General features: G+C 70.7%; 13 protein-coding genes. 3 read left to right on the top strand and 10 right to left on the bottom strand.

Translation table 11 applies throughout. The features are described 5' to 3' along the window. From DC432_RS14480 to DC432_RS14470, 3 genes are all read right to left on the bottom strand, one after another. On the bottom strand, nucleotides 1–453 hold a 453-nt coding region (locus DC432_RS14480; protein ID WP_207770836.1), incomplete at its 3' end, for a metal ABC transporter permease. Further along, the gene (locus DC432_RS14475; RefSeq protein ID WP_116538475.1) at nucleotides 450–1265 is read right to left on the bottom strand and encodes a metal ABC transporter ATP-binding protein; all 816 of its coding nucleotides are present in this window, start codon (nucleotides 1263–1265) and stop codon (nucleotides 450–452) included. The genes DC432_RS14475 and DC432_RS14480, both read right to left, overlap by 4 nt. Further along, complete coding sequence (locus DC432_RS14470) at nucleotides 1262–2281, bottom strand: metal ABC transporter solute-binding protein, Zn/Mn family (RefSeq protein ID WP_116538474.1); 1020 nt, start codon at nucleotides 2279–2281, stop codon at nucleotides 1262–1264. Before DC432_RS14470 ends, DC432_RS14475 begins: the two co-directional genes overlap by 4 nt. A 161-nt stretch (nucleotides 2282–2442) precedes the next feature. Between DC432_RS14470 and DC432_RS14465 the strand changes: the two genes are divergently transcribed. Further along, entirely contained in the window at nucleotides 2443–3957 is a 1515-nt protein-coding gene (locus DC432_RS14465) for a CoA-acylating methylmalonate-semialdehyde dehydrogenase (protein ID WP_116538473.1), read from the top strand. A gap of 77 nt (nucleotides 3958–4034) precedes the next feature. Here the strand turns inward: DC432_RS14465 and DC432_RS14460 are convergent, their stop codons facing one another. Beyond that, nucleotides 4035–5534, bottom strand: coding sequence for a PucR family transcriptional regulator (locus tag DC432_RS14460; RefSeq protein WP_165801286.1), 1500 nt, complete (start codon nucleotides 5532–5534; stop codon nucleotides 4035–4037). An 85-nt stretch (nucleotides 5535–5619) separates the two neighbouring features. Between DC432_RS14460 and DC432_RS14455 the strand changes: the two genes are divergently transcribed. Next, nucleotides 5620–6945 (top strand): aspartate aminotransferase family protein, encoded by a 1326-nt coding sequence (locus DC432_RS14455; RefSeq protein ID WP_116538471.1) that lies wholly within the window; start codon nucleotides 5620–5622, stop codon nucleotides 6943–6945. Nucleotides 6946–6965: 20 nt separating this feature from the next. Here DC432_RS14455 and DC432_RS14450 read toward each other — a convergent pair whose 3' ends face one another. The 4 genes from DC432_RS14450 to DC432_RS14435 all read right to left on the bottom strand — a co-directional run bounded on the left by DC432_RS14450 (nucleotide 6966) and on the right by DC432_RS14435 (nucleotide 10123). Then, nucleotides 6966–7379, bottom strand: coding sequence for a DoxX family protein (locus DC432_RS14450; protein ID WP_116538470.1), 414 nt, complete (start codon nucleotides 7377–7379; stop codon nucleotides 6966–6968). Between the two features lie 163 nt (nucleotides 7380–7542). Further along, nucleotides 7543–8202 carry a methionine ABC transporter permease gene (locus DC432_RS14445; RefSeq protein ID WP_108317512.1) on the bottom strand — a complete coding sequence of 220 codons (660 nt, stop codon included), beginning with the start codon at nucleotides 8200–8202 and terminating at the stop codon, nucleotides 7543–7545. After that, complete coding sequence (locus DC432_RS14440) at nucleotides 8199–9224, bottom strand: methionine ABC transporter ATP-binding protein (RefSeq protein ID WP_116538469.1); 1026 nt, start codon at nucleotides 9222–9224, stop codon at nucleotides 8199–8201. Before DC432_RS14440 ends, DC432_RS14445 begins: the two co-directional genes overlap by 4 nt. Then, nucleotides 9221–10123: a MetQ/NlpA family ABC transporter substrate-binding protein gene (locus tag DC432_RS14435; protein WP_116538468.1), complete on the bottom strand. Its 903-nt coding sequence runs from the start codon at nucleotides 10121–10123 to the stop codon at nucleotides 9221–9223. The genes DC432_RS14440 and DC432_RS14435 overlap by 4 nt, the downstream gene beginning before the upstream one ends. Before the next feature lie 193 nt (nucleotides 10124–10316). Between DC432_RS14435 and DC432_RS14430 the strand changes: the two genes are divergently transcribed. Then, complete coding sequence (locus DC432_RS14430) at nucleotides 10317–11759, top strand: MFS transporter (protein ID WP_116538467.1); 1443 nt, start codon at nucleotides 10317–10319, stop codon at nucleotides 11757–11759. Here DC432_RS14430 and DC432_RS16520 read toward each other — a convergent pair. Together DC432_RS16520 and DC432_RS14420 are read right to left on the bottom strand one after the other, a co-directional pair. Further along, nucleotides 11756–11932, bottom strand: a complete 177-nt coding sequence (locus tag DC432_RS16520; RefSeq protein WP_165801285.1) for a hypothetical protein — start codon at nucleotides 11930–11932, stop codon at nucleotides 11756–11758. The two genes, DC432_RS14430 and DC432_RS16520, sit on opposite strands and share 4 nt — an antisense overlap. A gap of 77 nt (nucleotides 11933–12009) precedes the next feature. After that, nucleotides 12010–13323 carry a dihydrolipoamide acetyltransferase family protein gene (locus tag DC432_RS14420; protein ID WP_116538465.1) on the bottom strand — a complete coding sequence of 438 codons (1314 nt, stop codon included), beginning with the start codon at nucleotides 13321–13323 and terminating at the stop codon, nucleotides 12010–12012. Nucleotides 13324–13459 lie beyond the last annotated feature (136 nt).

Here is a 13459-nt window from a genome sequence, read left to right as displayed (position 1 = left end):
GATGACGACGAGCCAGCCTAGCTGACCGCTCTGCACCGACACGATCTGCCCGGTCAGCAGGCTGAAGCGGGTCGCGCTGCGGCCGTTGTAGAGGGAGAGGCACAGGATGCCGACCCCCAACCCGAACGGCATGAGCACGCCGATGATCGAGTTGCGGTCGCGCGCACGGGCACCGAGCACGCCGATGAGCGCCGCGGCGATGAGCGAACCCACGATGGAGCCCGACACGACGTCGGCGCCGACGAGCAGGGCGACGGCGGCGCCGGCGAACGACAGCTCGCTGATGCCGTGGACGGCGAAGGCCATGTCGCGCTGCATGACGAAGACGCCGATGAGTCCGCCGACCAGACCGAGCACCGCTCCGGCGTACACCGAGTTCTGCACCAGCTCGAGGATCGCGCCGTATTGGCTCACCCCGCCGAAGAGGGCGTCGCCGACGTCGGACCAGTTCATGCGTCGTCCTCGTCGTGATGGTGGTGATGGGCGTCGTCGGCATCCGGGGCTCCGACGACGATGAGCTGCCCGCCGGCGCGGACCACGTAGACCGGGGCGCCGTACAGCGCCGAGAGGGTCTCGGTCGTCAGCACCTCGTCGGGGGTACCGAGGGTGAAGCGCCCGTTGGCGATGTAGAGGATGCGGTCGACGCCCGAGAGCACGGGGTTGATGTCGTGCGTCACCAGCAGCACGGCGGCTCCGCGTTCGCGCCGGTGACGATCGATGACGCGCACGACGGCCTGCTGGTTGGCCAGGTCCAGGCTCGTCAGCGGTTCGTCGCACAGCAGCAGGGCCGGGTCGTCGGCGAGGGCCTGGCCGACGCGCAGCCGCTGCTGCTCGCCGCCTGAGAGCAGTCCCACCGGGCGGTCGCCGAATGCCGTGGCCCCCACGGCCTCGAGCAGCTCGTCGATGCGGGCGCGGTCCTTCTTGCGCGACAGCGGCAGGCCGAGCCGGTGACCGTCGACGCCCAGACCGACGATGTCGCGCCCGCGCAGGGGCGTCTCGCGCGGCAGGGGTCGCTGCTGGGGGATGTACCCGATACGCCGGTTGCCGGCGCGGCGGACGGGAGAGCCCAGCGCGTCGATCGACCCCGCGCTCAGACGCTCGAGGCCGAGGATCGCGCGCAGCAGGGTGGTCTTCCCCGAACCGCTCGGCCCGAGCACGGCGACGAGCTCGCCGGGCGCGACCTCGAGGTCGAGCCCGGCCCACAGCTCGCGTCCGCCGCGTTCGAGGGCGGCATCGCGGATGCGCAGCGGCGCAGCCGCGCTCACGCCGTCAGCGCGTCGCTCAGCGCCGTGATGTTGCTCTGCATCCACGAGATGTAAGTCTGACCCTCGGGAAGCGTTTCCGTGAACTCGATCACCGGAATGCCCTTGGCCTTCGCGGCGTCCTCGACCTGCGTGGTCTCGGCCCCACCGGTCTGCGGGTTGACGATCATCACGCGCACCGCCCCGGATTCGATCAGCTGCAGCGACTCCAGCAGGGTCGCGGGCGGCACGTCCTGGCCCTCTTCGACGGCCTCGCTGAACTCGTTCGGGGTGGCGTTGTCGAGGCCCGCGGCCTCGATCAGGTACACCGGCACGGGCTCGGTGACGAAGACCTTCGCCGCGGCATCCTTCGTCTCGATCTGGCCGAGCGAGTCCTCGAGCCCCTCGATCTGCTGGGTGAAGGCCTCGGCGTTGGCGTTGAAGTCGGCGACGTGGTCGGGGGCGAGCTCGCCCAGCTGCTGCGCGATCGCCGCAGCGAGATCTTCCACCGTGTGCGGGTCGTACCAGACGTGCTCGTTGAAGCCCTCGACGTGGTCGTGCCCGTCGCCCTCGGCGTGCGCCTCGCCCTCGGCGTGGTCGTGGTCGTCGGCGCTTGCGCTGGGTTCGGCGCCGGCGCCGTCGTCGTGGCCCTCGGCTCCGGGGTAGTCGTGGTTGTACTCCACCGCGGTGATGACGGGCGCGGTGGTGCCGCTGGCCTCGATGAGCGACTCCATGAACGAGTCGTAGCCCGCACCGTTCTCGATGACGAGGCCCGCGTTCTTCAGCGTCAGCTGGTCCTGCGCGCTCGCCTCGTACTCGTGCGGGTCCTGCGAGGGCGAGGTGATGATCGACTGCACGTCGACGAGGTCGCCGCCCACGGCCTCGGCGATCGAGCCGTAGACATCGGTGGACGCGACGACGGTCACCACGCCGTCGGCGGGCGCCGCCGCGTCGGTCTGGGTGGTGGTGCCGGCGCAACCGGCGAGCGCGAGAACGGAGGCGGCCCCGAGGACGACGGGGGCGAGGAGGCGACGGGTCATGAGTCCACGGTAACGCTGCTGATAATCGTTCTCAAACTCAGCGGCGAGCCCATAGCGCCTTTTCAGGATCGACCCTGCCTGTGCCACATCGTCCAGCGGATCGGCGCGGGTTGTGCGAATCGGCATCCCAGTCCTCCCCGCCGACGCCCTTTACTGGACGCATGACCGACCACGACCTCCCCGTCATCGCGCACTGGTTCGACGGCGCCGCCGCCCCCTCGGCGAGCGGACGCACCGCCCCCGTCCACAACCCCGCCACCGGGGCCGTGCGCGCGCACGTGGCGCTCGCCGACCAGGCCGACATCACCGCCGCCCTCGCCTCGGCCGGCCGCGGTTTCGCCGCGTGGAGCGCCTTCTCGATCGCCAAGCGGCAGAGCGTGCTGTTCGCCTTCCGCGAGCTGCTGAACGCCCGCAAGGGCGAGCTGGCGCGCATCATCACCGCCGAGCACGGCAAGGTCGTCTCGGACGCGATGGGCGAGATCGCCCGCGGCCAGGAGGTCGTGGAGCTCGCCTGCGGCTTCCCCCACCTGATCAAGGGCGCGTTCAGCGAGAACGCCTCCAACGGTGTCGACGTGTACTCGCTCAAGCAGCCGCTCGGCATCGTCGGCATCATCAGCCCCTTCAACTTCCCCGCGATGGTGCCGATGTGGTTCTTCCCCATCGCCCTCGCCGCCGGCAACGCCGTCATCGTCAAGCCCAGCGAGAAGGACCCCTCGGCGTCGCTGTGGCTCGCGCAGCTGTGGAAAGAGGCCGGACTGCCCGACGGCGCCTTCACCGTGCTCCAGGGCGATAAGGTCGCCGTCGACGGCCTGCTGCACGCCGACGAGGTGCAGTCGATCTCGTTCGTCGGCTCCACCCCCATCGCGCAGTACATCTACGAGACCGCGTCGAAGAACGGCAAGCGCGTGCAGGCCCTCGGCGGGGCCAAGAACCACATGCTCGTCCTTCCGGATGCCGACCTCGACCTCGTCGCCGACCAGGCCGTCAACGCGGGCTTCGGCGCCGCCGGCGAGCGCTGCATGGCCGTGTCGGTCGTGCTGGCCGTCGAGCCCGTCGCCGACGAGCTGATCGCCAAGGTCACCGAGCGCATCGCGAAGCTGCGCATCGGCGACGGCGCGGCCGACGCCGAGCCCGACATGGGCCCGCTCATCAGCGCCGCCCATCGCGACAAGGTGTCGTCGTACGTCGACATCGCCGAGGCCGACGGGGCGAGGATCGTCGTCGACGGCCGTGGCTACACCGTCGACGGATACGAGGACGGCTTCTTCTTCGGCCCGACGCTGCTGGACGAGGTGCCCACGTCATCCCGCGCCTACACCGAGGAGATCTTCGGGCCCGTGCTGTCGGTCGTCCGCGTCCGGACCTACGACGAGGGCCTCGCCCTCATCAACAGCGGCGACTTCGGCAACGGCACCGCGATCTTCACCAACGACGGCGGCGCCGCACGACGGTTCCAGAACGAGGTGCAGGTCGGCATGATCGGTATCAACGTGCCGATCCCCGTCCCCGTCGCGTACCACTCGTTCGGGGGGTGGAAGAAGAGCCTGTTCGGCGACGCCAAGGCGTACGGCGTGCACGGCTTCGACTTCTTCACCCGCGAGAAGGCCGTGACCAGCCGCTGGCTCGACCCCGCCGCCCACGGCGGCATCAACCTGGGCTTCCCGCAGAACAGCTGACCGCGGTCGACGGATGCCGCTGCCTCGGGCCGCTCCTAGCCCCGGGGTCGCGGCATCCCTCGTCCGACCCGCGGGCGTCAGCCCGTGAGCTGCAGCGCCGCCCAGAGCTCGGCGCGGGCTGAGAAGGTCGACAGGTCGATCCCCAGCACCTGCTCGAGCTGAGCCATCCGCGCCTTCAGGGTGTGCCGATGGATGCCGAGCCCCCGCGCCGCGGGATCCCACGCGCCGTTCGCGTCGAGCCACGCCCGCGCCGAGTCGACCAGGCGTCGCCGCTCGCCCGGGGCCACGGCCTCGAGCGGCCGCAGCAGCGACGCCGCGATCAGGTCGCCGCCGCGCTCGCGGAGGGCGCCGACCAGGCCGGACCCGGCGATATCGGCGTAGGCGCGGACCGTCCCCGCGGGCGCCTCGCGGGCGGCGAGGTCGGCGCGACGCAGTGTCGTGGCGAGGTCGTCGCCGTCGAGGTGGACCGCGCTCCCCGCGACGAGGCGCCGCCGGGCGACGAGCGACGAGATCACGTCGTCGCCCTCGATGGCGAGCACCACGACGTCGCCCCCGCGCTCGGCGAAGAACAGCCGCCCGGGGTCGGTCATGATGACGTCGAGCTCGTCGAGCAGTCCCGGCTCAGCGGCTCCGGCGGCGAGAGTAACGACCGTGGTCGGCCCCGCAGGCAGGGCGCCGAACACCGCCTCGGCGAGGCGTCCGGCCGCGTCGGCGTGGCCGTCGACGAGCAGCTCGAGCACACCGGAGCGGACGGTGCGCAGCGACGTCTGCACGTGACGCTGCTGATCCAGGGCGATGCTGGCGAGGGCGACCACCGTGGCCACCAGGTCTTTCTCGGCCGGGTCGAACGCGGCCCGCGCGCCGACCGCGAGCACACCGCGCAGCCCTCCGCTGCGCCCGATGGTCTGCAGGACGGCTCCCCCCGGCGCGGGAAGCTGCACGCTCGCCGCCGTGGCGCGCTCGAGCAGGCGCCGCGTCTCGCCGGCGACCCGCTGCTCCTCGACCGGCGGCGCCGACGGGATGCCCTCGAGCGGGATGCGGGCGCCGGCGCCGTCGTAGAGCGCGACCCACGTGTCGAGCAGGCGCGCGAGCGTGCGCAGGATCTCGCGCAGTCCGTCGTCGCGCACCGCCGCCCGCGCCACGGCGCGCTGCGCGTCGAGCAGCCAGGTGAATCGCGCGGCGCGATCCGCCGCGATCAGGTCGGCGACGAAGCGGATGATGCCGATGAACGGCGCGCGGCGTCCGACCTCGATCAGGGGCACGCCCGCCGCGGCGCACGCCTCGACCACCTCGGGCGGCACCTCGGCGTGGATGACGTCGGTGGCGAAGCCCAGGCCCGCCACCCCCGCGTCGCGCAACCGCTCCGCGTAGGCGCGGGGGTCGGCGGCATCCGTTCCCGAGAAAGGGGCGCCGTTGGTCAGCAGCAGGTTCCCCGGTTCGAGCCACGGTGTCGGGTCGAGCAGATCCGAGCTGTGCACCCACGACAGCGGGCGGTCGAGGATCTCGTCGTCCAGAGGAGTCAGAGCGCGCAGACGCGCGCGGTCGTTGTCGAGAAGGGTGCGGAGCGAGGCGGGCATCGGCGGGCCAAACTGTCGAGTGTCCCTCGAGGGTACCGACAGTTCCGCCACCCCTTCCCGCCGGACGACGGAGCACACTGGGGTCATGTCGACTCCCCTCACCACGACCCGCAACGCCGAGATCAGCGAGCGCGACCGCCGCAGCGTCTTCCACTCGTGGTCGGCCCAGCGCACCCTCGCACCGCTCCCCCTCGCCGGGGGTTCGGGAGTGGAGGTGTGGGATGCCGACGGTCGCCGCTACCTCGACTTCTCGAGCATGCTCGTCAACGTCAACATCGGCCACCAGCATCCCCGCGTGGTCGCCGCGATCCAGGAGCAGGCCGCGCAGCTGACGACGGTCGCCCCGGCGCACGCGAACGAGACCCGCGCGCACGCCGCCGAGCTGGTGCTCGAACGCGCCCCCGAGGGCTTCTCGAAGGTGTTCTTCACCAACGGCGGGGCGGATGCCAACGAGAACGCGATCCGCATGGCCCGACTCACCACGGGCCGCGACAAGATCGTCTCGCACTACCGCTCGTACCACGGCAACACGGGGGCCGCCATCGTGGCCACCGGCGACTGGCGACGGATGCCGAACGAGTACTCGCGCGGCCACGTCCACGTCTTCGGGCCCTACCTGTACCGCACCGAGTTCTGGGCCGAGACGCCCGAGCAAGAGACCGAGCGCGCCCTCCGCCACCTCGAGCGCACGGTGCAGGCCGAGGGGCCCGACACCATCGCGGCGTTCCTGTTCGAGACGATCCCCGGCACCGCCGGCATCCTGGTGCCCCCGCCCGGATACCTCGCCGGGGTGCGCGAGATCGCCGACCGGTACGGCATCCTGCTCATCCTCGACGAGGTCATGGCCGGCTTCGCCCGCGCGGGCGAGTGGTTCGCCTTCGACGCGTTCGACGTGCGCCCCGACCTGATCACCTTCGCCAAGGGCGTGAATTCCGGGTACGTCCCCGTGGGAGGAGTGGTGATCTCGGATGCCGTGGCCCAGGTGTTCGACGACCGCGTCTTCCCCGGCGGACTGACGTACTCGGGCCACCCGTTGGCCGCCGCGTCGATCGTGGCCGCGCAGCAGGCGATGGCCGACGAGGGCGTGGTCGACAACGCCCGCCGCATCGGCGACGAGGTCATCGGGCCGCGCCTGCGGCAGCTGGCCGAGGAGTCACCGCTCGTCGGCGAGGTGCGCGGACGCGGCGTGTTCTGGGCCGTCGAGCTGGTCGCCGATCGAGCGACCCGCGAACCCCTGGCCGCCGCGCGGATCGGCGCGATCAAGACGGCAATGCTCGAGCGCGGCGTGCTCGGCTTCTTCGCCGAGAACCGCGTGCACGTCGTGCCGCCCGCCGTGATCGGCGACGCCGATGCCCACCGCGGTCTCGACGTGCTCGCCGAGGTGCTGCAGGCCGAGGCCGCGCGGGGCTGAGGCGCGGTCGCGCGGGCTGTTCAGCGGGCACGGGTGCTGCGTGCCCGCCAGGCTCGCCACGCCCCGGTCGACCAGAGGGCCCAGATCACCAGCAGAGGCTGGAAGAGCAGCCGGATGAAGCGAGCAAGGTCGGAGTCGAGACCGAAGGCGTCCGTGCCGCGGACGAACTGCTCGATGTTGCCGGGGAAGACCGCGACGAAGAACGCCGCGACGATCCAGCCCACCGGCACACGGAAGCGACCCAGGACGAGCAGGGCGAGTCCGAGGGCGATCTCGACGATCCCGGATGCCACGACGGTGACGTCGACCGGGAGCGGCAGCCAGGACGGCACCTGGGCGACGAACTCCTCGCGCGCGAACGTGAGGTGCGCGGTCCCGGCGAAGACGAGTGCCGCCCCGAGCAACCAGCGGGCGAGGGTGCGCAGAATGCTCATCCTCCGAGGGTAGGCGGCCCCTCCCCCACCTCGAGTGTCCAAGACACCCGGGCCGCATTCCGCGGCGTCCGGATGTCTTGGACACTCGAGCGTCGAGCTGCGGCGCGCCCGTCGAGCGCTGGCGCGCACCGCCCCGTGCGTGGAGCGCCCCGGGTCGGCCGCGTCAGCGCCGCAGGATGCGGTGCGCGAGGGCGTTGCCGACCAGCTGACCGGCCTGCACGATCACGACGATGATCGCCACCGTGACCCACGTGGCCTGCTGGTTGAACTGCTGATAGCCGTAGATGATGGCGAAGTTTCCGAGACCGCCGCCGCCGATGTAGCCCGCCATCGCCGACATGTCGACGACCGCGATGAACATGAACGTGTAGCCGAGGATCAGCGGCGCGAGCGCCTCGGGGATGACGACGCCGAACAGGACGCCGATCCGCCGCGCACCTACAGCGCGAGCTGCTTCGACGGTGCCGGGGTCGACGGCGACGAGGTTCTGCTCGACGACGCGGGCGATCACGACGGTCGCCATGATCGTGATCGGGACGATCGCGGCATCCGTCCCCAGTGTCGTCCCCGTCACGGCGCGTGTGACAGGGGCGACCGCGGTGAGGAAGATGATGAACGGGATCGGACGGATGACGTTGATGACGAGGTTCGCGACGAAGAAGACCACGCGGTTCTCGAAAAGGTTTCCCGGCCGCGTGGCGTAGAGCAACGCCCCGATGACGAGGCCGGCGACGCCCGAGATGAGCAGCGACACGGCCACCATGTAGACGGTCTCGCCGATGGACTGCAGCAGCACCGGCGTCAGGGTGTCCCACTTGTTCATGCGCGCACCCCCTCACCCGGCAGCACCACGTCGGTGTGCGCGCGCAGCTCCGCGACGATGGGGGCGAGGTCGTCGGCGTGGACGCGGTAGGTCAGCGTGCCGAGCTGCTTTCCCAGCACGTCCGTCACCCCGCCGTAGACGACCGAGTGACGCGCGCCGTGACGGTGGAACACCGCCGAGACGTCCTCGCTCGAGAACTCGTTGACCTCGACGCTGACGAGGTCACCCCCGCCCGCGGCGAGCGCGGACAGCGTCTCGCCCGAGGGCACGCCCTGCGTCACCGCCGCGACGAACCGCTTCGTGAGCTCGGCGCGCGGGTGGGCGAACACGCGGTAGGTGTCGCCGCTGTCGACGACGCGGCCGCCCTCCATGACGATGACCTGGTCGCACAGCTCGTGGACGATCGAGATCTGGTGCGTGATGACGACGATCGTGATGCCCAGGCGGCGGTTCACCTCGCGCAGCAGGTCGAGCACCTCGGCGGTGGTCTGCGGGTCGAGCGCGCTCGTCGCTTCGTCCGCGAGCAGGATCTGCGGGTCGGTCGCGATCGCGCGGGCGATGCCGACACGCTGCTTCTGACCGCCCGACAGGCGGCGCGGGTACTGCCTCGCCTTGTCACCGATGCCGACGAAGTCGAGCAGCTCGGCGACCCGCTTGTCGCGGTCGGCCTTCTTCCAGCCCGCCACCTTGAGCGGGTAGGCGACGTTGGCCGCGACGGTCCGCGAGGTGAAGAGGTTGAACTGCTGGAAGATCATGCCCACGCGGCGCCGCAGGTCGCGCAGCGTGGCCTCGCTGGCATCCCCCACATCCACTCCGAGCACCTCGACGGTGCCGGAGGTGGGCTTCTCGAGGCCGTTCAACAGCCGCACGAGCGTGGACTTGCCCGCACCCGAGTACCCGATGATGCCGACGATCGACCCCTCCTCCACCGCCAGCGACACGTCGTCGACGGCGGTGGTGGAGGAGCGGCGATCGGTGCGGAAGCTCTTGGTGACGCCCCGCAGCTCGATGACCGCGGTCATCCGTTCTGGGCCTTGAGGGCGTCTTCGAAGCTCGTGAGCTCGTCCTGCAGCTGCGCGCCGGTCCACTCGGTCTTGAACTGCAGGTTGCCCTGGTTGAGCTCGGTGACGGCGGCCTCGACCTCGGGCGAGTGGTACGCCGCGACGAGCTTCTCCCAGCGCGGGTCGTCCTTCTTGTCGTCGCGCGTGACGAAGGCGTTGATGTAGGGGGCGAGCTGCGGGTTGTTGAGGTCTTCCTTGAAGATGATGAGCTCGTCGCCGAGCCCGCCCTTCTGCGCCTGCGTGTTGTTGACGATCGCGGCCTGGGCGCTGCCGTCCTTGAGCGCGGTCACCGTCTGGTTGGTGTCGACGGGCAGCAGCTCGACCTTCGAGGTCTCGATATCGGCGGGGGTCGACAGCGCCGTTCCGCCGTCCTTGAGCGTGAGCAGTCCGGCCTTCTGCAGGTTGAGCAGACCGCGGGCGAGGTTCGTGGGGTTGTTGGGGATCGCGATCTTCGCACCCTCGGGCAGGTCCTTCACATCGGTGTACTGCTCCGAGTAGAGGGCGAGCGGGTACACGGCGGTCGCGCCGACCGGCACGAGCGATCCGCTGTTCTCGACGTTGAACTGCGACAGGTAGATGAGGTGCTGGAAGAGGTTCACATCGAGCTCGCCGTCCTGCACGCCCTGGTTGAGCTGCACGCCGTCGTTGATCGTGCGCACCTCGAGCTCGATGCCCTCGTCGGCGAGCTTCTGCTTCAGCACCGTCCAGTGCGCCTCGTTGCCGTCGTCGGCACCCAGGACGATGCGCGAGGAGTCGTCGGACGAGCCCGCTCCCCCGGCGCATCCGGTGAGGGCGAAGAGGAGGGCTGCGGTGGAGGCGCCGAGGATCGTGGCCAGGCGAGCGGTGCGGTGCGAAGTCATGAGACCACGTCAACATGCGCGCGCGAGGTCTCCAAACCCGACCGTTACGGCCGGTAACGGCCCGTCACGCGGGGTCACGGATTAGGCGGATGCCACGCCTTCGGCGATGATCGCGCGCTGTCACGCCGTGACGCCACCGTGCGCAACCGCCGACCGACCCGCCGCCCGCCCGCGCCGGATAGCCTGGACGGTGATGTCACGGGATGAGAACGCGCGAAGAAGACTCTCCCGGAACAGCCCCCAGGGGCTCGTCGTTCTGGTGCTCGCCTTGGCCGGGCTGTGCTCGTCGTTCATGTTCACCCTCGTGGTGCCGATCCAGTCGCAGCTCCCCCAGCTGCTGAACGCCTCTCGCGACGACACCGCGTGGGTGGTGACCTCGACACTGCTGGCGGCGGCGGTGATCACCCCGATCGCCGGACGTCTCGGAGACATGTACGGCAAACGCCGCATCGTCCTCGTGCTGCTGATCGTGATGATCCTCGGCTCGGTCGTCGCGGCACTGTCGACCGGCATCGTCGGCATGATCGTCGGCCGCACGCTGCAGGGCGCGATCGTCGGAGTCGTGCCCCTCGGCATCTCGATCATGCGCGACGTGCTGCACGAGAACCGGGTCGACAGCGCCATCGCCCTGATGAGCGCGACGCTCGGCGTCGGCGGGGCCCTCGGCCTGCCGGTCAGCGCCCTCGTCGCCGAGAACACGGATTGGCACTGGCTGTTCTGGATCGCCGGAGCCCTCGGAGCGGCCGTCTTCGCACTGATCCTTTGGATCGTCCCGGTCAGCGTGCTGCGCACCGCCGGACGCTTCGACTACATCGGCGCGGCCGGACTCGCGATTGGTCTGATCGGCATCCTGCTCGCGGTGTCCCGCGGCAACACCTGGGGCTGGACGTCACCGCTCACCCTCATGCTGGCGCTCGGCGGGATCGCCGTGCTGCTGCTGTGGGGATGGTTCGAGCTGCGCGTCCACAACCCGCTGCTCGACCTGCGGGTCGCGGCCCGTCGCCCCGTCCTGCTGACCAATCTGGCATCCATCGCCATGGGTTTCGCGCTGTTCACCTCGAACGTCGCCTATCCGCAGATGCTCGAGCTGCCGGTGGCGACGGGCGTCGGGCTGGGACTGTCGCTGCTGGCCGCGAGCCTCGTCGTCATGCCGTCGGGGCTGGTCATGATGGTGCTCTCGCCCATCTCGGGCACCCTGGCGCGCACGATCGGTCCGCGCATCCTGTTGATCGCGGGGGCCGTCTCGCTCATCGTCGCTTACGGGTTCAGCCTGGCCTTCTCGACCGAGGTGTGGCACTTCGTCGTCGCGAACATCCTGATCGGGTTCGGGATCGGGTTCGGCTACGCCGCGATGCCGATGCTCATCATGCGCGCCGTCCCACCCAGCGAGACCGGCGCATCGAACGGCCTCAACGCCCTCGCCCGATCGCTGGGAACGAGCACGGCGGCGGCCATCGTCGGCGTCGTGCTCGCGACCCTCTCGACCGGCGATGGCGAGACCCGGGTGCCGACGTCGCAGGCGTTCCAGGTGTCGTTCCTGCTGGGCATCGGCGCGGCGATCGTCGCGCTTGTGCTGGCGTTGCTGATCCCGACGAAGCCGGCGGTCGGGAAGACCCGGGCGTCGCTGCCCGGCTAAACCGCGCCGGGCGACCGCCGTCGGCGCCGCCACCACGTCGCCAACCGCGCCGTGTGGCGGTCGGTGAATTCGTTCGACAGGGCGAAGGCCTCGGCTCCGATGTCGGCACCGTCGTCGATGGCGCGGAGCGCGCGCAGCGCCCGCTGTTCCGCCGTCTCGTCGTCCGCCTCCACGCCGTCCATGCTACGAGCGGGCGGACTCAACCAGACGTCCTGGTCGAGGCGATCGCGATCGTCGGGGCGGCCCCGGGTCAGTCGAGCAGCAGCGCCGGCTCCTCGAGCACGGATGCCACGTCCGCGATGAAGCGCGAGATCCCGTCCCCGTCGACCACGCGGTGATCGAACGAACCCGACACCGTGGTCACCCAGCGGGGGCGCACCTCGCCGTCGACCACCCACGGCTTCTGGCGGATGGCGCCGAGCGCGATGATGCCGGCCTCACCGGGGTTGATGATCGGGGTCCCGGCATCCACTCCGAAGACTCCGATGTTGGTGATCGTGAACGTGCCACCGGTCTGGTCGGCGGGGCTGGTCTTGCCCTCGCGCGCGGTGAGTGTGAGGTGCTCGAGCGCCTTGGCGAGCTCGCGCGTCTTCATCGCCTGCGCGTCCTTGATGTTGGGCACCAGCAGACCGCGCGGCGTCGCCGCAGCGATACCGAGGTTGACGTAGTGGCGCACCGAGATCTGCGCGCCGTCCTCGGTGTCTACCCACGCCGCGTTGATCATCGGCGTGCGCCGCAGGGCCCAGATGACCGCGCGCGCCATGATCAGCAGCGGCGAGATCTTGACGTCGGCGAAGTCGGGCGAGGCCTTGAGGCGCTTGACGAGCTCCATGGTGCGCGAGGCGTCGACGTCGACCCACACCGACACGTGCGGGGCCGAGTACGCGCTCGACGTCATCGCGTTGGCGGTCGCCTTGCGGACGCCGCGGACGGGGATGGACTCCTCACGGGCGTCGTCGACAGGAGCGGGGGCGGCGGGAGCGGCGACCGGGATGGTCTCTTCGCGCACCTCGCCCCACGCGGGCGTCTCGATGTTGCGGAAGACGCTGGCCTGCTCGGCGTGCTTGACCACGTCGTCGCGGGTGACCTCGCCGGCCGGACCGCTCGGGGTGACGGCCGACAGCTCGACCCCGAGGTCGCGCGCGAGCTTGCGGATCGGGGGCTTGGCCACCACGCCGACCGACGCCTTCACGGGCCGCTCGGCGGGCTTGCGCCTGCGCGACGACACCGCGCCGCCCGTGCCGTACCCCACGAGCACCGCACCACCGGGGTCGCTCGGCTCGGGGACGCTGGTCGGCGCGGCGGGGGCCGGGGTGGCGGCATCCGCGGATCCGATCGTGATGATCGGCGCGCCGACCTCGACGGTGGCCCCCTCGGATGCCAGCAGCTCGCCGACCGTGCCCGCGTAGGGCGAGGGCAGCTCGACGAGCGACTTGGCCGTCTCGATCTCGACGATCACGTCGTTGACGGCGACGGTGTCGCCCGGCGCGACGCGCCACTGGACGATCTCGGCCTCGGTGAGGCCCTCTCCGACGTCGGGGAGGACGAAGGTCTGCTCGGTCACGATGGTGTCCTTTGCTCGCGAAACAGCATCTCACTGACAAGTCGGTGACGGAATGTCACCGTCTGGTCAGCGGCATGCAGTCTCGCGGTCCACGGGGGCGGGCGGGGCGGGTCAGGCGGGCGGGGCGGGTCAGGCG

Source organism: Microbacterium testaceum (assembly GCF_003075375.1).
GTDB classification, from domain to species: domain Bacteria; phylum Actinomycetota; class Actinomycetes; order Actinomycetales; family Microbacteriaceae; genus Microbacterium; species Microbacterium testaceum_E.
This window is presented reverse-complemented; position numbering and strand designations above follow the sequence as displayed.

Coding starts and splice junctions, on each gene's coding strand:
- DC432_RS14470 (WP_116538474.1), bottom strand. CDS start 2,281: ATGACCCGTCGCCTCCTCGCCCCCGTCGTCCTCGGGGCCGCCTCCGTT.
- DC432_RS14465 (WP_116538473.1), top strand. CDS start 2,443: ATGACCGACCACGACCTCCCCGTCATCGCGCACTGGTTCGACGGCGCC.
- DC432_RS14460 (WP_165801286.1), bottom strand. CDS start 5,534: ATGCCCGCCTCGCTCCGCACCCTTCTCGACAACGACCGCGCGCGTCTG.
- DC432_RS14455 (WP_116538471.1), top strand. CDS start 5,620: ATGTCGACTCCCCTCACCACGACCCGCAACGCCGAGATCAGCGAGCGC.
- DC432_RS14450 (WP_116538470.1), bottom strand. CDS start 7,379: ATGAGCATTCTGCGCACCCTCGCCCGCTGGTTGCTCGGGGCGGCACTC.
- DC432_RS14445 (WP_108317512.1), bottom strand. CDS start 8,202: ATGAACAAGTGGGACACCCTGACGCCGGTGCTGCTGCAGTCCATCGGC.
- DC432_RS14440 (WP_116538469.1), bottom strand. CDS start 9,224: ATGACCGCGGTCATCGAGCTGCGGGGCGTCACCAAGAGCTTCCGCACC.
- DC432_RS14435 (WP_116538468.1), bottom strand. CDS start 10,123: ATGACTTCGCACCGCACCGCTCGCCTGGCCACGATCCTCGGCGCCTCC.
- DC432_RS14430 (WP_116538467.1), top strand. CDS start 10,317: ATGTCACGGGATGAGAACGCGCGAAGAAGACTCTCCCGGAACAGCCCC.